Annotated in this window: 11 protein-coding genes; 6 read left to right on the top strand and 5 right to left on the bottom strand. The window is 46.5% G+C overall.

Annotated elements, in window-relative coordinates:
* Window positions 1–123 precede the first annotated feature (123 nt).
* Complete coding sequence (locus AB0763_RS01545; protein ID WP_306102169.1) at window positions 124–264, top strand: hypothetical protein; 141 nt, start codon at window positions 124–126, stop codon at window positions 262–264.
* 83 nt (window positions 265–347) lie between these two features.
* Here AB0763_RS01545 and lptG read toward each other — a convergent pair whose 3' ends face one another.
* A complete protein-coding gene (lptG, locus tag AB0763_RS01540; protein ID WP_306102170.1) occupies window positions 348–1,421 on the bottom strand; it encodes an LPS export ABC transporter permease LptG in 1,074 nt (357 codons plus the stop codon).
* A 3-nt stretch (window positions 1,422–1,424) separates the two neighbouring features.
* A complete protein-coding gene (gene lptF, locus AB0763_RS01535; protein WP_306102171.1) occupies window positions 1,425–2,528 on the bottom strand; it encodes an LPS export ABC transporter permease LptF in 1,104 nt (367 codons plus the stop codon).
* A 194-nt stretch (window positions 2,529–2,722) separates the two neighbouring features.
* On the opposite strand from lptF, the gene pepA reads away from it, so the two are divergent.
* The 4 genes from pepA (at window position 2,723) to AB0763_RS01515 (ending at window position 9,658) form a co-directional block, all read left to right on the top strand.
* Window positions 2,723–4,231 carry a leucyl aminopeptidase gene (pepA, locus tag AB0763_RS01530; RefSeq protein WP_306102172.1) on the top strand — a complete coding sequence of 503 codons (1,509 nt, stop codon included), beginning with the start codon at window positions 2,723–2,725 and terminating at the stop codon, window positions 4,229–4,231.
* 70 nt (window positions 4,232–4,301) lie between these two features.
* Window positions 4,302–4,751 (top strand): DNA polymerase III subunit chi, encoded by a 450-nt coding sequence (locus AB0763_RS01525; RefSeq protein WP_306102173.1) that lies wholly within the window; start codon window positions 4,302–4,304, stop codon window positions 4,749–4,751.
* Window positions 4,752–4,870: 119 nt separating this feature from the next.
* Complete coding sequence (locus tag AB0763_RS01520; RefSeq protein ID WP_306102174.1) at window positions 4,871–7,729, top strand: valine--tRNA ligase; 2,859 nt, start codon at window positions 4,871–4,873, stop codon at window positions 7,727–7,729.
* A 681-nt stretch (window positions 7,730–8,410) separates the two neighbouring features.
* Window positions 8,411–9,658, top strand: a complete 1,248-nt coding sequence (locus AB0763_RS01515; RefSeq protein ID WP_306102175.1) for a YeeE/YedE thiosulfate transporter family protein — start codon at window positions 8,411–8,413, stop codon at window positions 9,656–9,658.
* Window positions 9,659–9,721: 63 nt separating this feature from the next.
* Here AB0763_RS01515 and AB0763_RS01510 read toward each other — a convergent pair whose 3' ends face one another.
* On the bottom strand, window positions 9,722–11,917 hold the full coding sequence (locus AB0763_RS01510) for an EAL domain-containing protein (RefSeq protein ID WP_306102176.1): 2,196 nt from the start codon (window positions 11,915–11,917) through the stop codon (window positions 9,722–9,724).
* A 16-nt stretch (window positions 11,918–11,933) separates the two neighbouring features.
* The gene (locus AB0763_RS01505) at window positions 11,934–12,893 is read right to left on the bottom strand and encodes a phosphate/phosphite/phosphonate ABC transporter substrate-binding protein (protein WP_306102177.1); all 960 of its coding nucleotides are present in this window, start codon (window positions 12,891–12,893) and stop codon (window positions 11,934–11,936) included.
* 332 nt (window positions 12,894–13,225) lie between these two features.
* Here AB0763_RS01505 and AB0763_RS01500 point away from each other — a divergent pair, with 332 nt between their 5' ends.
* Window positions 13,226–13,870, top strand: a complete 645-nt coding sequence (locus tag AB0763_RS01500) for a 3-dehydro-L-gulonate-6-phosphate decarboxylase (protein ID WP_306102178.1) — start codon at window positions 13,226–13,228, stop codon at window positions 13,868–13,870.
* A 51-nt stretch (window positions 13,871–13,921) separates the two neighbouring features.
* Here AB0763_RS01500 and AB0763_RS01495 read toward each other — a convergent pair whose 3' ends face one another.
* Entirely contained in the window at window positions 13,922–18,451 is a 4,530-nt protein-coding gene (locus tag AB0763_RS01495) for a chemotaxis protein CheB (protein ID WP_306102179.1), read from the bottom strand.
* Window positions 18,452–18,509: the final 58 nt, after the last annotated feature.

Below are 18,509 nucleotides of genomic sequence, written 5' to 3'. Positions count from 1 at the left end.
GCATAGATCACAAAAAAGTGCTTATATTCTGCCCCATATCCCATTCGTGTTACCTTGTAGGATAAGGTAAAGGTTTCACAACTTGACTTCCCTGCTCTCCCCTCGCAATCAAGGATGATAAACATGGCGAAAACAACAAAAAAAAGCACGAAACAAAACAAACTCAAACAGGATGATAAAAAAGGCCTTACGGCACATGAAGCTCGCAAGCGAATTGAAGAAATTATGGAGCAGCGCAAGTTTGATGAACTGTATGACTGGTAAAAAAATACCCGTATAAATCAGTACCGGGCAAACACTTCGATAAGGCGAGCCACACGCTCGCCTTATCGCATTCTCTTCGCTTATTACTGCAATTTACGTCTTAACAGCGACACCGCCACCACTAAAAAGGCCAAGCTCGGCATCACCGCACCAAACACAGGTGGAATGCCATACACCAAGGTCAAGGGGCCAAAGAACTCACTCGAGATGTAAAAGGCAAACCCCGCAATCACCCCGGAGAGCACCCGTGCCCCCATGGTCACACTGCGCAGTGGGCCAAATACAAATGACAGCGCGAGCAACATCATTACACCAATGGATATTGGTGAGGTGATCTTACGCCAAAACGCCAAATCGTAACGCGACGCATCTTGCTCTGATGCCTTGAGATAGTTCACGTAACTGTATAAGCCACTTAGCGACAACTCTTCAGGTTTCACCGTCACCACCGCTAATCGCTCTGGCTCAAGTGAGGTATCCCACTCCATTTCATCGCGTTTGGTTTTGGTCAGTTGCTCCGGGTTTGTCATATCTGTGATCTGAACATCGTGCATTAGCCAATGGTTATTACTTTGATACTCGACTTTTTCGGCAAAAATCACTGAGTCCAATTTCTTCTCTTCGCTGAAACGCCAAATATTTAGGCCGTATAAGGTCTCGTCATCAACTTTGCCAATGAAGATAAAATCATCGGCATCACGCGCCCACACACCGCTTTGCACCGAGGCTATGCTGCCACCAGAAATCGCAAAAGCTCGCATATCTCTGGCTAACTTTTGCGCCTGAGGGGCACCCCATTCACCTAAAATCACCACGACAATCATTAAAGGTACCGCAGTTTTTAATACCGACATGCCGATATTGAGCTTAGAAATCCCCGCCGACTGCATCACCACTAACTCAGAGCTCGATGCCAACATCCCCAGAGCAATTAACGCCCCAAGCAACGCCGCCATTGGGAAAAACATTTCAATATCGCGAGGAATACTGAGCACCACAAAAAACAGCGCGTGTATCAAATCGTAGGCGCCTCGACCAACTTTGCGCAGTTGGTCAACGTATTTAATAATGCCAGATAGACCGACGAAGGTCGCTAACACTAGCATGGTGGTCGAGATAATGGTTCGGCCAATATACCAATCGAGAATTTTAAACACGGATTAAGCGAGCCTCTTCTTGTTGCGCATTTTTTCTTTAAAACGGCGTACAAACGCACTGTCCATCATGTTGGCACCAATGGCCACAATGAGCAGTAAACCGTTTATTGGCCACATGCCGATAGCCGCAGGAATGGCATCGTCTTCTAACGCGGACTTCGTGGCACTAATAGCAAGGAAATAGGTCAAGTAAATCAAAATAGCCGGGCCCAGTTTTGCAAAACGACCCTGGCGAGGATTCACGGCAGACAAAGGGATCACCAGCATGGTCAGGATCGGAATACACACCACCATAGAAATTCGCCACTGCAACTCCGCTTGCGCCTCTGGGTTGGGGTTGTGAAGCAAATCTAACGTTGGCATTGCCTCCCAATCACGCTTTTTGCGTTTGGCTTCGCGCTGGCCAATCAAACCATCATACTCTTTAAATTGAGTCACCATGTATTGCAACTGAGTCGGCACCCCCTCATAACGCGTCCCTTCATACATGGCGATAATCTGACGCCCGTCAGAGAGCTCTTTGACTTCACCGGCATTGGCAAACATGACACTCGGTAAAATCGAGTTTTTTTCTTCCACTTGGGCGACAAAAACATTGGTCAGCTTCTTATCGCTAATATCATCGACAAAAATGACCGCCGAGCCATCGGGCGAGCTTTGAAACTGACCCGTTTTAAGTAAATCGACACTGTTTTCAGCGGAGACATTCTCAATAATCTGCTCCACTCTATCTTGTGACCAAGGGGATAACCAAAGCGCGTTAAACGCTGCCACACCGGCGGTAATCAAACCGAGATACAGCGCCGCCTGCACCAAAAACTTGTTGCCTATGCCGGTGGCATTCATGACCACAATTTCACTTTCGGCGTATAGGCGCCCAAAAGTCACCAGAATGCCGATAAACAGACTCAAAGGCAGCATTAATAACCCCATTGCAGGCATATTGAGTCCTACAATGGAAAGAATGAGGTCAGCGGGAATATCACCGTCGGACGCATCCGCTAATACGCTGATAAACTTTTGGCTTAAAAAGACCAAAAAAAGCACAAAAAAGATGGCAAACTGGCTCTTAAATGTTTCTCTGATCAAATATCTAACAATAATCACGCGCAAATTACCTTTATAAAAACTTGTTTTTTTGGTCGAATCACTATAATTTTCCGGTAAACCTTATATTTTTTTATACTATGATGACCAGACAGCCGCTGCATTTATGAAGTTAACTATAGAGTAACATTCAACAAGTAAGCGGTCATTATCTAACATTGAGAATGTTTTGTCTTCAGGATGTAGGAGTACGCATGGAGTTCAGTGTAAAAAGTGGTAGCCCGGAGAAACAACGCAGCGCCTGTATCGTTGTCGGTGTTTTCGAACCACGCCGTCTTTCCCCCGTTGCCGAGCAACTCGACAAAGTCAGTGACGGTTATTTAAGTTCACTGCTCCGCCGGGGCGACCTAGAAGGAAAACCCGGCCAAGTATTGTTATTGCACCACGTACCCGGCGTACTCTCAGAACGCGTATTGCTCGTCGGCTGTGGTAAAGAACGCGAACTCGGCGAACGTCAGTACAAAGAAATCATCCAAAAAACCATCAACACTCTCAATGAAACCGGCTCAATGGAAGCGGTGTGCTTTCTCACTGAACTTCACGTCAAAGGCCGCGATACCTATTGGAAAGTTCGCCAAGCCGTCGAAGCGACCAATGACGGCCTCTACACCTTTGACCAATTTAAAAGCAACAAACCAGAACTGCGCCGCCCATTGCGAAAATTGGTTTTTAACGTCCCGACTCGCCGCGAACTTAACCTTGGTGAAAAAGCAATTAATCACGGGTTAGCTATTGCCTCAGGCGTCAGTGCGTGTAAAGACCTCGGCAACATGCCGCCCAATATCGCCAATCCGGCCTACCTCGCCTCACAGGCGCGTCGCCTCGCCGATGACTACGATACCATCAGCACAAAAATCATTGGCGAACAAGAGATGGAAAAGCTTGGAATGCATTCCTATCTCGCCGTCAGTCGCGGTTCGAAAAACGAAGCCATGATGTCACTGATTGAATACCGCGGCCATCCTGATCCCACAGCCAAGCCCATTGTGCTGGTCGGCAAAGGACTCACTTTTGACTCTGGGGGTATTTCTCTCAAACCAGGCGAAGGCATGGATGAAATGAAATACGACATGTGTGGCGCCGCATCGGTATTTGGCACCATGGCGGCTCTCGCCAAACTCAATTTACCGATTAACGTTGTCGGTGTGTTAGCGGGCTGTGAAAATATGCCAGGAAGTAACGCCTATCGACCTGGTGACATATTAACCACCATGTCCGGTCAAACGGTCGAAGTCCTCAATACCGATGCCGAAGGGCGTTTGGTGCTTTGTGACACTTTGACCTACGTCGAGCGCTTTGAGCCTGAGTGTGTCATCGATGTTGCCACCTTGACCGGTGCGTGTATTATCGCCCTTGGTCACCATATCAGTGGCTTAGTGTCAAACCACAACCCTCTGGCGCACGAATTGGTCAACGCGTCTGAGCAAGCCAGTGATCGCGCTTGGCGCTTGCCTATGATTGATGAGTTCCAAGAGCAATTGCGCAGCCCGTTTGCGGATATGGCCAATATCGGCGGCCGCCCAGCCGGCACCATCACCGCAGGTTGTTTTTTGTCGCGCTTTGCGAAAAAGTACAATTGGGCACACCTTGATATCGCGGGGACAGCGTGGCGCTCTGGAGCCGCAAAAGGATCCACTGGTCGACCGGTCTCCTTATTAGTGCAGTTTTTGCTTAACCGCAGTGGTCAATATCGCGAAGAATAATCGCGCTAAAGACTAAGTAGCGAGATTGCTCATTACATCCCGGCATCTCGCTCATGGATAAGAGCACACCATGGCCACAGCGACATTTTATCTCATCTCTGAGCACAGCCCCCAAGCCAGCCAATCCGGCTGGTTTGACTATGTGATCTATCTAACTCGACACTTTGTCAACCAAGGGGCTAAGCTGTACCTTCACTGCCATAACCGCACACAAGCCGAAGCCTTAGCCGAGGTCTTTTTTCAGCAAGAGGGTGCCGATTATCTCGCTCACCACCTTGCAGGGGAAGGCCCTAAATACGGGACGGCGATCGAAATAGGTCACCCACAAGCAAAACCGCTGTGGAATCGGCAGCTGGTCATAAATTTGGCCAATCAAGAGACAACCTTTGCGCACAAGTTTGCCGAAGTGGTAGACTTCGTGCCTTGCGAAGAAAAAGCCAAGCAACTGGCTCGCGAAAGATATAAACTGTATCGACAGGCGGGTTTTGCTATGCAAACGGTCGAGGTTTCACTCCCGTAACCGCAATCGCTATCCGTAAAAAATCAAAATGCATACCGTTAAGCAGATCTTGTGCGACCAATTCGGTATAATGATTGAACGATTATTTTTCACCATCAACGTATCCATTTAAGAGCGCTATGGAAAAGACATACAACCCCACTTCAATTGAACAAGCCCTATATCAAGCTTGGGAAGAAAAAGGCTACTTCAAGCCACACGGTGACACCAGCAAAGAATCTTACAGCATCATGATCCCGCCGCCGAATGTCACTGGCAGCCTGCACATGGGTCACGCTTTCCAAGACACCATTATGGATACCTTGATCCGCTGCCAACGCATGAAAGGCAAAAATACCTTGTGGCAAGTAGGTACTGACCATGCGGGTATCGCGACTCAGATGGTCGTTGAACGCAAAATTGCAGCCGAGGAAGGTAAAACCAAACACGATTACGGTCGTGATGCTTTTATCGATAAAATCTGGGAATGGAAAAACGAGTCCGGTGGTAACATCACCCAACAACTGCGTCGCCTTGGAGCGTCAGTGGATTGGGACCGCGAGCGCTTTACTATGGATGATGGCTTGTCTAATGCCGTTCAAGAAGTGTTTGTGCGCCTTTACGAAGAAGATTTGATCTACCGAGGCAAACGCTTGGTCAACTGGGATCCTAAGTTGCACACGGCGATTTCTGATCTCGAAGTTGAAAATAAAGATAAGAAAGGCCATATGTGGCATTTCCGCTATCCTTTGGCCGATGGGGTAAAAACCGCAGAAGGCAAAGATTACATTGTGGTTGCCACCACCCGTCCAGAAACCATGCTCGGCGATACGGGGGTTGCTGTTAACCCAGAAGATCCTCGCTATCAAGCACTGATTGGCAATGAGGTCCTGTTGCCAATCGTTAACCGTCGCATCCCCATCGTCGGCGATGAACACGCCGATATGGAAAAAGGCACCGGTTGTGTGAAAATCACTCCGGCTCACGACTTCAACGACTACGAAGTCGGCAAGCGCCATCAATTACCGATGATCAATATCTTGACGTTTGATGCCAATATTCGCGATGCGGCAGAAGTCTTCACCACCAATGGTGAACCGAGTGATGCTTATACCACCGACATCCCGGAGTCATATCAAGGTTTAGAGCGCTTTGCAGCTCGTAAAGCCATCGTGGCAGAATTTGATGCCTTGGGTTTGCTAGAAGAAATTAAAGATCACGACTTAACCGTGCCGTATGGCGATCGCGGTGGCGTGGTGATTGAGCCGATGCTCACCGACCAATGGTACGTGCGCACCGCCCCTCTTGCTCAAGTAGCGACCCAGGCAGTAGAAGACGGTGAAATCCAGTTTGTACCAAAACAGTACGAAAACATGTACTTCTCTTGGATGCGCGATATCCAAGACTGGTGTATTTCTCGTCAATTGTGGTGGGGCCATCGCATCCCTGCGTGGTACGACAACCAAGGTAATGTCTACGTTGGCCGTAGCGAAGAAGAAGTGCGTGCCAAGCACGGGCTAGAAAGCGCGATTGAGCTACGCCGCGACGACGATGTCCTTGATACCTGGTTCTCTTCTGCGCTGTGGACCTTTGGTACTCAAGGCTGGCCCGAACAAACTCCTGACCTTGAGACCTTCCATCCCTCAGATGTGTTGGTCACCGGCTTTGACATTATTTTCTTCTGGGTGGCACGTATGATCATGATGACCATGCACTTCATCAAAGACGAAAATGGCAAACCACAAGTGCCCTTTAAAACGGTCTACGTAACCGGCCTCATCCGCGATGAAAATGGCGATAAAATGTCGAAGTCAAAAGGCAATGTCCTTGATCCTATCGACATGATTGATGGTATTGATCTCGAGTCACTCGTGTCTAAGCGCACCGGCAATATGATGCAGCCTCAATTGGCGAAGAAAATCGAGAAAAACACGCGTAAAACCTTTGAAAATGGCATCGAAGCCTTTGGTACGGATGCCCTGCGCTTTACCCTAGCAGCCATGGCTTCTACCGGTCGTGACATTAACTGGGATATGAAACGCTTAGAGGGCTACCGCAACTTCTGCAACAAACTGTGGAACGCGAGTCGCTATGTTCTGATGAATACCGAAGAGCAAGATTGCGGCTTTAACGGTGGTGATCTTGAGTATTCTCTGGCCGACAAATGGATCGAGTCACAATTTGAGCTGGCGGCGAAATCGTTCAACGAACATATCGATAACTTCCGTCTCGATATGGCCGCCAATACCCTGTATGAGTTTATCTGGAACCAATTCTGTGACTGGTATCTCGAGCTCACTAAGCCGGTACTGTGGAAAGGAAGTGAGGCTCAGCAACGCGCAACACGCCGCACTCTTATCACGGTGCTGGAAAAAACCTTGCGCCTTGCCCACCCGGTATTGCCATACATCACGGAAACCATTTGGCAAAGTGTGAAACCGTTAGTAGACGGTGTTGAGGGCGACACCATCATGCTACAGGCGCTACCGCAGTACGATGAAGGCAACTTCCACCCAGAAGCATTAAGCGACATCGAGTGGGTGAAGAGCTTTATCACCAGTATTCGTAACTTGCGCGCAGAGTACGATATCAACCCAGGTAAGCCATTAGAAGTGATGCTGAAAGCCGCTAACGAGCAAGATGCAGAGCGCTTAGCATCTTGCCAAACAGTGCTGACTTCTTTAGCTAAACTCGACAGTGTCCGCCTGCTGGCAAGCGAAGAAGAAACACCGGCTTGTGCATCGGCGCTAGTGGGTAAATCAGAATTGCTTATTCCAATGGCCGGTTTGATTGATAAAACCGCTGAGCTAGCCCGTCTTGATAAAGAAATAGATAAGACACAAGGCGAAATCAAACGCATCGAAGGCAAGTTAAACAACCAAGGTTTTGTGGCCAAAGCCCCTGAAGCCGTCGTTGCCAAAGAGCGAGAGAAGCTAGAGAGCTATCAAGAGACACTGGTTAAGCTACAAGAGCAAAAAGTCACCATAGCCGCCTTGTAATCACTCGTTGATCACAAGCTAATGACAAAGCCTGCCAAACTCAGTTTGACAGGCTTTTTTGTTGCCACTCTTATCATCCAAAGGTTTTTCCGACCAGTGCACTTATAGCAATCTAACTCAATAACACTTGCCCGTTATTGAGTTAGATTGCTATTAATGTAATACAACGTCAAGACGATTGACTCCTTGGTATGAGCCAATAAAATCAAAAGCGAGGTGAGACCACCTTATTCAGAGTCCAACGAGTTTTGCCTAACTAGGAGATCATGTGATGAAAAAAATGACATATCTTGCTGTATTAGCAGCAACAGTTGCGCTGTTAACTGGTTGTGTCGGACCTCGAGGACCCGGCTGGCCAGGCCCTCGTCCGTTTGCAAATATCACGATTGCGCTTCCCGCCCCGGCCGTGGTTATTACACCAGGCCCAAGAAGACCCTAACTGAAAGTACCATCGCACGCTTGTACATTGCTGCTGGTATACTGTATTTAAGAACAACCACAAAAAGGCCGTTCCTTGGTCATATGTGTGCCAGCAGCTGAACCTGTCAATCTACTGCCCATTATTCGCGAACAAAAGTCACTATCTTATAGCCATTCGTTATTGAACAACACTTGATGCTCAACACCCCCCTCATTAAGCTGCGACATCGATCACATGTTGGCTTACTTTTGAGATAGTTTATGAACGTCAAAGAACACTTAAGCGGGGCTTTTTTACTGTTATTCAGTCTAGTCCTCGGCGGCCTGTTACTCAATCCAGAGATCTTTTTTCGTCTCGTCATTGGCCTGGGGTTAGGCTATGCATTGACCCGCTCTTCGATTGGCTTTGCCGGTAGTGTTAATCGCGCTTATCGAGCAGGCACAACCAAGTTGCTACGCGCGTTAATGTTAATGTTTACCTTAGCCGCCTTGACTACCAGCGCTTTTCTCTACAACCACAACCCACAAGATATGGGATTGTGGATTAACCCCATCAATGCGGGCTTGTTAGTGGGAGGACTGTTATTTGGCTTTGGCATGTCATTCGCCAGTTGCTGTGCCTCTGGGGTATTAACCTATTTCTCCAGTAGCTTAAATCGCCCTGCACTGGTACTGCTTAGCTTTGGTGGCGGTGTGTTTCTCGGCTTTCCTTTACAAGCGGAACAAAGTTGGATACGCGAGACTTGGGTTTCTTCGTCGACCTATCAGGGCAAAGGGGTCTTTTTACCCGACCTATTTGCTGGGACCCCACTTGACGGTTACCTCGGCGCTATCCTACTGACGGCCGGTTTAGCCAGTCTCGTGGTATGGTTTGCTCATCGCTACGAACGTCAGCGCCGTTTACAGGGCACTTATATCGGCAATGCAGCAGAAAAAGAACAAGCAGAAAATACACCTTATGATTTTGCTGCCTATCCGTTTTTTAGCTCACAAACCTATCAAGCGTTATTTGTCCGTCGTTGGTCCCTTACCACAGGGGTTGCTGTCATTGTTATCTTATTTACTTTGTTAATGGGCGTGACCGGCTCTGGTTGGGGCGCTTCAACCCCTTTTGGGCTTTGGTTTGGTCGCTTACTGATTGCTACAGGTATTGACCCAAGTCTGATTGCTGAGTTTACTCATCGCCCTGAGCAAGCCTTTACCATGCCCTTTTTTGAGCACCCAGTGAATGTGCAAAATATCGGCATCATGCTCGGCTCTATTACTTGCTTACTGCTATCAGGACGTTTTATTTCGGGGATATCTCGCCTGAGACTGTCAGGAAAAGAAGCCAGTATGTTGATTGTCGCGGGCTTATCGATGGGATTGGGTACCCGCTTAGCCAATGGCTGTAATGTCGGCGCGTTATTTACCCCCATTGCGAATTTCTCTTTGTCTGGCTGGATTTTCTTAGTCGTCATGATTATGGGTGGCGTATTAGGCAATCAACTGGGTAAACGAATCAGTTAAAGCATACCGTGAGAGGTGACTAGACACGCTGTAGCCTCTCACGATTTCAAGCCTTTAGCCAGCTTACAACACGTGTGGCCGAGTTTGATTTAGCACACTCTCTTCAAGGAATACAATAAACTCATTAAGCGCAATTGGGCGAGAATAAAAATACCCTTGGGCATAATCACACTCTTCATTGAGAAGGTAGTTGGACTGCTCTATTTCTTCAACGCCTTCAGCGACCACTTTAATATCTAACTTTTTGGCCATATTGATGATCGCAGAGCACAGCGCCTGAGAGTGTTTATCCGTGGTGATATCATTGACAAAGCTGCGATCGATTTTAATTCCATCAATATTAAAATCGAGTAAATAGCCCAGTGATGAATACCCCGTTCCAAAATCATCAAGCCAAATTTCGATGCCTAACGCTCTGATTTTGTCTAAATTTTCTTTCGCTGTTTGTCGGTCTTGCATTAACAAGGTTTCCGTCACTTCTACGTGAAGACAATGAGGAGGCAGTTGATAAGTAATCAATTGGTGATTCAACAACCGCGCAACCTTGCTGCCATACAACTGTTTGGCAGACACATTCAACGCTAAGTGAAAATCTTGATGAGCGCAAAAGCCATAGATCTTATGCATGTCCTTGGCCACTTGTTTTACGATCCATTCACCAAGAGGGATGATCATACCGGTCGACTCGGCGATTTTGATAAACACATCTGGCGAGATATGGCCTCGAGTCGGGTGGATCCAGCGGATCAGAGCTTCAGCGCCAATAATGCGTCCACTGTTAAGCTCAATTTTGGGTTGATAGTACATGTGAAATGCAGAGTAATCTTCCATCGCCAATCGCAATTCTTTTTCCAATTCATTTCGGTAAATCATCTCTTTTTCCATTTCTTCATTGAAAAAACAGAACTGTCCTTTACCGCTATTTTTTGCGTTGTACATAGCAATGTCAGCATGCTTGACCAATTGCTCTGAGCTTTGCCCCGCCTGAGGGTACAAAGCAATACCAATACTGGCTCCGACCACCACAGACTCATTACTTTTTTCTAACCAAATTGGCTTTGATAATGTTGAAATTAACTGTTTGGCAAGATTTGATACAATAACCTGCTCAGTTTGGCCGATCCCTTGGCGATTAAAATGTTCGAGGTTGGGTAAGCACATCAAAAATTCATCCCCCCCAACTCGAGAAATAAAATAAGTCGTTTGATCTCGATGTGGGTTTGCCCGCTTTTCAACCTCGGCTTTAATACTATTGGCTACTGTACACAATAATTCATCACCAGCACTGTGGCCCAAGTTATCATTGATCCCCTTAAACTCATCTAAGTCGATAAACAAGACCGCAAAAGGCCGATTGTGCTTTAGGCCGTGATCGATTCGTTTATTGAGAAAATCCATGAATTGAGCACGATTTGGCAGCCGTGTAAGTACGTCGTGATAGGCCAAAAACTCAATCGCTTCGGTGCGTTCTTTTAAGTTTTTATCCATATCATTAAAAGAGTGAGCCAAGGTGCCTAATTCGTCATTGCGTTGAACGTCGTTGTCTATCCCGTGTTGGCCAATACCAATTCGATTAGCATGTCGAACTAACTGTTCAATTGGCCGTACAATACCATTTGAGAGGACTAGTGCCAGTGTCAAGCTCATCAAAAAAAGCAAGATAGCAATACCAAAAAACAGTTTTGCGCTGGAGGCGGTGCTGGTCTGATGCGTCGCTTCGATGATGGTTTGGTTTTGCCGTATGTTTTGATATACCTCTTCAAGCGAGTATTCTAATAACAAACCGCCTAGCACATCGTGGCCTAAAATAAGTGGGCAAGCCATAATTATGGTATCCCCTTCGATAACGGTAAACACCTTACGCTGCTCTAGCACCGCAGCTTTCAAATCATCATGCTTTATCGGCTCACCGTATACCAAAATACTCTCACTGCCATCGTGAAAAATGTTGCCTTGGGAATCGAACACCTGGATTTTGGTTAAATTTTTATTATTTAGTGCCGGCTCAAGTAAAGCTTGCACCCCGGTTAAATCGTAACGGTAAAAAGGGTTGATTAACGCATCTGACAGGTAAGCCATCATTTGCTCAACCTGTATTTGAGCATTATTGATTAAGCTTTTACTGATATTTTCACTGGTTTTTTCGACGATATCTTGAGTGTAATAGTCAGAAACTCGGTGTTGTGTATACACCAACACGCCTAGTGTCAACATGACAAGAAATACACTGCCTGAAACTACCTTAGCTTTTAACCTCATACCTCTTGCCTTTATCTCAACGAGACAGTTTGGATTCGATAAGTCGCTTTTGCTCTTTTGCACGAAGAACAGCGGCGTTTATATCGTCGGTGATCGGATCGAATTTGAGCGTTTTTTTGTAACGAAGCAAGGCCGCTTTGCCTGGCTCACTTTTGTCTGCATCAAACAGAATTTGTGCGATCATTTGGCTCTTTTCTACTGGCACTGTTGGCGAGACTAACATTAACGAACGAGGTATCTTTTGACTTTGATAAAAAATTCTCATGTCTTTTTTTATCGCCTCAGGAATTTCTTTTTGCCAATCGATATCGCTAAATGCCGCAGAAGCAACGAGACCTCGATGAACCCAAGCCATCATGTTTTTTTCACCGCCTGAATTGGAAAAATCATCTGAAAAAAAGTAGCCGATTTTACCTGCAAGCGGCTTTTCTCTCGGCGAACTCAACTCTTGCAATTGATAGCCTTGCGCCAATAAGAGACTGGCGGGCACTAAAAATGAGCTTGACGAGCCGCGGTCTTCAAAAACAATGGTCTTTCCGACCAGATCAGAAAAGCTTTTGATACCCGATGTAATCGATGTAAAAAATACACTTGAGTATTCGCCAATACCACTTTTCCAACGCCTAGCAATCAACTTGGCGTTAGCCTGATCAATCATTCGAGCAGCGGCAAACACGGTTTCAGAAACCAAATCGACGTCACCGCTTTTCAACCATGATGCCATTTGTTCTATGTCTTTCGCGACCACCACTTTGGCTTCCTTTACACCGAAAGAAGATAACTGACTGGCCACGTAATCCGCAAACGCTTGAGTTCGCTTAACCGCTTTTTGTGGATTACTGCTGATAGTACCGACCACCAATGTCTGTTGACGTGAAGAAGGATTGGGATGATCTGCCGACACGGGCTGAAAGCTTAAAAAAACAAAACCCAACACAATGCCACACAACCACTGCTTCGTTAAATAACGCATCATTGTCTCAGCTATTTTTTGTCTATTGATAAGATAAGTTTTGCTGATAAGTGAAAATAGTCAATTTTTCCCTTGCCAAGGGTAAAGCTAACTCACAATTTAATTTCGGCACCACGAAGGTAGCCCAGACATACTCGAAACGCGCATACAAAATCGCGACGACATTAACAAATTTGCAACATAATCTATTTGTCTACATCAAAGTTGCGCTCAAGTTCAAACTTAAAGATGCGTTACTGTGCGATAGTTTTTTTGGATTGTTTTCGATAGTTCTTATACCAACCATACTCAACAATCGATCACTGACCACAATTTCCGCTTTGGAGGATGCCACCATGACCAAACCCAAGCTGCAACTGTCGTTAGACACCGATGACCTGCGCCGCGCTTTGGCGCAGTTATCCCATATCGCTGAGCATATCGATATCATCAAGATTGGGCCAATTCTGGCTTTGTCACAAGGCATCGCCTGTGTCAGAGCGATTCACCAGCTCTACCCCAATCACACCTTAGTCTTTGATGTCAAAATGACCGATGCCAGTCATATTTTAACTCGCATGGCGATGGAAGCTGGTGCCCATTGGGTGACACTGAGCTCGGCCGCTCACCCAGAAACCATTCGCGCAGCAAAAGAAGTGGCCATACAACTCAACGGAGACGTACAAATCGAACTCCACGGGCACTGGACTTGGCAAGATATTGAGGCGTGGCGATACATGGGGATCAATCAAGTCATTTACCATCGTTCTCTCAACGCTGAGCTGGCGGGTCAAACATGGCAAGAACGCGATCTTGATTGTATTAAAAGGTTAATTGATTTGGGATTAGATGTGTCGGTCAATGGTGGCGTGAAACCCAACGATGTCGGGATGTTTAAACACCTTGAGCTCAAAACCTTGATTATCGGTCGCTCATTACTGCAAAATGAAAGCCATGCGTTAGCCGAAGAGTTTCATCGTGAATTAAACTTGTATTGGTAACCCAAAGCCATCACATTCAGTGATGGCTCAAATACGTCGATGCCGTTTGTGTCAGTTAGATTGACTTTTAAGCAGTGCAACCAACTCTGCCATTGGCATCGGCTTAGCGAAATAAAAACCCTGCAGATCAACACTCTCTCGACTGGCAAAGTATTGTGCTTGGCTTTCTCGTTCAACCCCTACGGCAACTACAGAACACTCCATGGCTTGAGCAATATGAAGGCTGGCCTCAACCAAAGGCGCTTGGTTTTGTGTCGTTTCAATTTGCTGAGTAATACTTAGATCGATTTTCAGTCGATCAAAACACTCGGACGGCAAGCGCGAAAAGTTTGACGCACCCAGGCCAAATTGATCAAGGGCAATCTTATAACCCAGTGAATGCAACATCGAAATGGTTTTAAAATACGGATCAGATTGGGAAATCACTTGTTCCGTCATTTCTAAACACAACTGATGGGCGATCGCTCGATTGTCTTCCAAGGTTTGTAAAAATCGTTTGCTACTCAGCGCTTGACTCGACACATTCATCGAGACCATGGTCAAATGAGTACCGTGCTGACGGATAAACGCCATATTTTGCTCTAATACCCATAAATCTATCGTCTTTAAGACGTTGTATTGCTCAGCGACAGCAATAAAGTCACTTGGCAGTTGCATGCCATTGTCAGGGTCTTGACGACGTAATAACGATTCCGCCGCAATGATTGTCCGACCGTTATCGGAAAAAATAGGTTGGTAGTACAGTTGGAACAAGCCTTGTTCAAGCGAGTGCAACAACTCGTTTTTCTCACTGTGTAGCAGCTTTATTTCGCTGTTCATTTTCCCTGAGTAAAACTGACAGTGCCCACCTCCCGCTTTTTTTGCTCGATACATAGTGACATCAGCCAGTTGCACCAATTTTTCTTGGCTTTGCGCATCCTCTGGGTAGGTTGCAATGCCAATACTGGAGTTAATTTGATAGTATTCTTGTTGCCATACTATTGGTTGAGCGATAGCCTCAATGACTTTATTGGCCACCATTTCTGGGTATTGCACTCCAGGTTGATGATTAATAGCAATAATGAACTCATCGCCACCAAAACGAGCAACCGTATCACTGGCTCTGACTAACCCTTTCAATCGCTGAGCAATGGTGATTAACACCTGATCGCCAGCATCATGCCCCTGCTGATCATTAATCGCTTTAAAACCATCGAGATCGACAAACAACAAGGAGGTATGAAGACTTTCTCGCTCAGCCAATTTAAACAACTGATCCAAGCGATCCTTTAGCAAAGTACGGTTCGGCAATTGGGTCAGTGCGTCAAAATGTGATTGCTCAAAGATCAACTGACGCGCCGCCACCTGATCCGTAATATCCTGAATAATAGCAACAATCGACTGTTCCTGATCATTAAACGGATTGGTATGACTGGCAAGACTGACATTGAGTAGCCCGAAGATAACTTTGCCATCTTTGGTCAGATAACGCTTTTCTAGATGGTAAGCATCGCGTTTACCTGCAATCAATTCATTAAACAGGTGTAAGTCGTCTTCTAGGTCATCGGCATGAGTGATGACATCAAAATGGCAACCTGCAAGCTCTTTGCGATCGTAGCCAAGCCACTGGCAAAACGCTGGGTTCACATCCCATAACTCACCTTTGTGATTAGCCAAAGCAATGCCAACACTAGAGCTTTCAAACACGCTGCGAAACTTTTCTTCACTCAGCTGTAACTGATGAGAGAAGTCCATCGACTTGGTGATATCAACCGCACTGCCAACCAGTAAATCCGGCATATTATTGTTTTGTACCACTTTGCTACCGCGATCGCGCATCCAAGAAACACGCCCATCAACATGACACATGCGATACTGAATATCCCAACACGGTTGTTTAGTGTGAGCCACAAAGTTAGAGCGATCATCGGGATGAATCGACTCTAAAAACTTCTCTGGAGATTGATAAATAATACTGGGCGCAAGGCCTGAGTAATCAGCAAAGGTTGGGCTTAGATACTCCCATTGCGAAAAATCGGGGTAACTCATCCAAACCACTTCGTGAAGCGATTCGGTGATCAAACGAAATTTTTGTTCGGCTTGTTCAATCTTCAAACGCGTTTGCGTCAGTTCACTAATATCAGAGAAGGTCAGAATCACCCCTGAAATTCGCTTGGTCTCATTGAGATAAGGCGCCAAACTCATCAAGAAAGTATCACCCTGTCGTTCGACCTCCATCGACAGAGGATCGCCCGTTTGAATCACCGACATCAGTACTCGCTCAAAGTGTTCAATTTTAATGTGCGATGGGATACCAGTGATTTTTTGTCCGATATCATCAGGTAAAATCCCAAACAAGCGCACCACTTTAGGCGTATAGCGAATCAACCTGAGCTTTTCATCCAACACAATCAAGCCAAGATCAATCGAGTTTTGAATGTTGTTGAGCGTTTCATTGACTTCGGTCAGCTGAATCGACTTGGCTTGTAACTCATCGTTAACCGTGGTGAGCTCTTCATTCGTCGCCTGCAATTCTTCATTGGTGGTTTCGAGCTCTTCATTAGACGATTGCAGCTCTTCGGTTGAGGCTTGCAATTCTTCGTTCAGCGATTGTAGCTCTTCGTTGGAGGTTTCTAATTCTTCAATGACCGCTTGCAAATGTTCTCGGGTACCGGACAGTTCATTTTCTAGATGGCTGATATGGCTTTGCTGATCTTCACTGTATTGATCAAAGTCTAAAGCTGGAACCACATCGTTGCCCTTCTCTTCAAAAGAGACGAGATAAGTCCTTTCCGCCTGCCCTTCAATACTGATTTGACGCACTGCGATATTAACACGCGTTGGCGTGCCATTGAGCTGTGCATCCACCAAATGCTCATTGGACGTTTTGTCACTGTTCATCGCTCGATACAATAAAGCGCGCAGTTCAGTGCGAATACTCGGCGGGGCGAGGGCAAGAATATTAAAATCAGCCGCCCCTTCTGGCAATGACAGATAGCGGCCAAGCTCACCAAAAAACTGCAATGGCTCATGAGCACTATTGATTAATACACTTGGCGGGCCATACGCCTCGAGGAGGCAGCTTTTCACTGCTTCCATCTTAACCATTTTAGGCGTCAGTGCTCGCGGCGCGATTGGCGGAGTAATATTGCTGGTAAAACTGCCAATGTGTACGCGAGTTTGTGGGCCTTCTAGACGTTGGAAGATTTTGTTTTTCTTGTCTATTTGGCCAAACATCGAGGTCGCGGCGCTACCAATCGACTCGGATTTACCCAAAAATAAGTAGCCACCGGGTAATAGGGAATAGTGGAAGTTACTGATGATCTGATCTTGTAAATCGTTATTTAAATAGATCATCAAATTACGACAACTGATCAAGTCCATTTTGAGAAAGGGCGGATCGCGCACCAAATCTTGACGGGCAAAGACACACATATCTCTTACGTGTTTGATAATCTTAAAGCTGCGACCATCTTGAATAAAATAACGGTCAATCAGAACTTTATCGAGTCCTTCTAACAAGGGCTCTGGATAGACACCTTTGCGAGCCACTTCTGTGGCGGCCATATCAATGTCGGTACCGAAAATTTTTATATCAAAATCGCTCACTCGGCGGCCGAGCTGCTCACAGATCATAATCGCAAAGGTATAAACTTCTTCACCGGTCGCGCAGCCAGGAATCCAAATTCGCACCGTGCTGCGCGGCTCTTTGCGCGAGATCATTTTTTCAACTAACCCCGTCAGCTGATCAAACGCCTCAGGGTCGCGAAAAAACGCCGTAACAGAAATGAGAAAGCTTTTCTGCAGGGTGTGCAACTCTTCTTTGTTATCGTCAATGTAATTAAAGTATTCTTCAAGCGAAGACAAACGCAATGCCGCAATACGACGTTGCAATTGGCGGCTCAATGTTGCCTCTTTGTATTGACTAAAATCGACTTGCGTCGCTTGGTAGACGCGGTTGATCAAATCGGTGAACGAGGCAATGTGCTTACCCGTTCTGGCTTCTTTGAGCGTTATTTTCGGCGGTGGTGAGTTGATAATATCAGTCAGTTGTTTGGCAATTTCCGAGGGGGATAAAATTAAATCAACCGCTTCTGAGCGAATCGCCGCACTGGGCATACCATCATACTTGGCGGTTTCTGGGTCTTGCGCGATGGTGATCCCACCCGAAGCGCGAATCGCTCGACAGCCATGAGCGCCATCTGAGCCAGTGCCCGACAAAATAATCCCCACAGCGTGGCCACCGATGTGATTGGCGAGCGAGTTAAACAAGCTGTCAACCGAGGGCTTAGGGCCAATACCGCGATCTAAATGCTTGAGCTCAATCTTGTTTTTGATCACCAAGATGTCTTTATTGGGCGGGTTAACATACACAGTATCCGGCTGTAATGCTTCACCATCTTTGGCCTCAATCACATTAAGCGGGCATTCTTTAGCGAGCAACTCCACCAGCATACTGCGGTGCTGTGGCGACATATGCTGAGCCACCACGAATGCAATGTGTCCTGTCTTGTGTAGGCCATTTAACAGCGGTCTCATCGATTCTAGACCACCGGCCGAAGCGCCTATACCGACGACGGAAAGGTGTGGGGTTTTACTCATTATTTACTCGCTACATTGAAGGCCAGCGAATAGTTCATTGCTTGACCCAGCCAAACTC

Source organism: Vibrio sp. HB236076, assembly GCF_040957575.1.
Lineage (GTDB): Bacteria > Pseudomonadota > Gammaproteobacteria > Enterobacterales > Vibrionaceae > Vibrio.
This window is presented reverse-complemented; position numbering and strand designations above follow the sequence as displayed.

Coding starts and splice junctions, on each gene's coding strand:
- AB0763_RS01510 (WP_306102176.1), bottom strand. CDS start 11,917: ATGAGGTTAAAAGCTAAGGTAGTTTCAGGCAGTGTATTTCTTGTCATG.
- AB0763_RS01525 (WP_306102173.1), top strand. CDS start 4,302: ATGGCCACAGCGACATTTTATCTCATCTCTGAGCACAGCCCCCAAGCC.
- AB0763_RS01545 (WP_306102169.1), top strand. CDS start 124: ATGGCGAAAACAACAAAAAAAAGCACGAAACAAAACAAACTCAAACAG.
- pepA (WP_306102172.1), top strand. CDS start 2,723: ATGGAGTTCAGTGTAAAAAGTGGTAGCCCGGAGAAACAACGCAGCGCC.
- AB0763_RS01520 (WP_306102174.1), top strand. CDS start 4,871: ATGGAAAAGACATACAACCCCACTTCAATTGAACAAGCCCTATATCAA.
- AB0763_RS01515 (WP_306102175.1), top strand. CDS start 8,411: ATGAACGTCAAAGAACACTTAAGCGGGGCTTTTTTACTGTTATTCAGT.
- AB0763_RS01500 (WP_306102178.1), top strand. CDS start 13,226: ATGACCAAACCCAAGCTGCAACTGTCGTTAGACACCGATGACCTGCGC.
- AB0763_RS01495 (WP_306102179.1), bottom strand. CDS start 18,451: ATGAGTAAAACCCCACACCTTTCCGTCGTCGGTATAGGCGCTTCGGCC.
- AB0763_RS01505 (WP_306102177.1), bottom strand. CDS start 12,893: ATGATGCGTTATTTAACGAAGCAGTGGTTGTGTGGCATTGTGTTGGGT.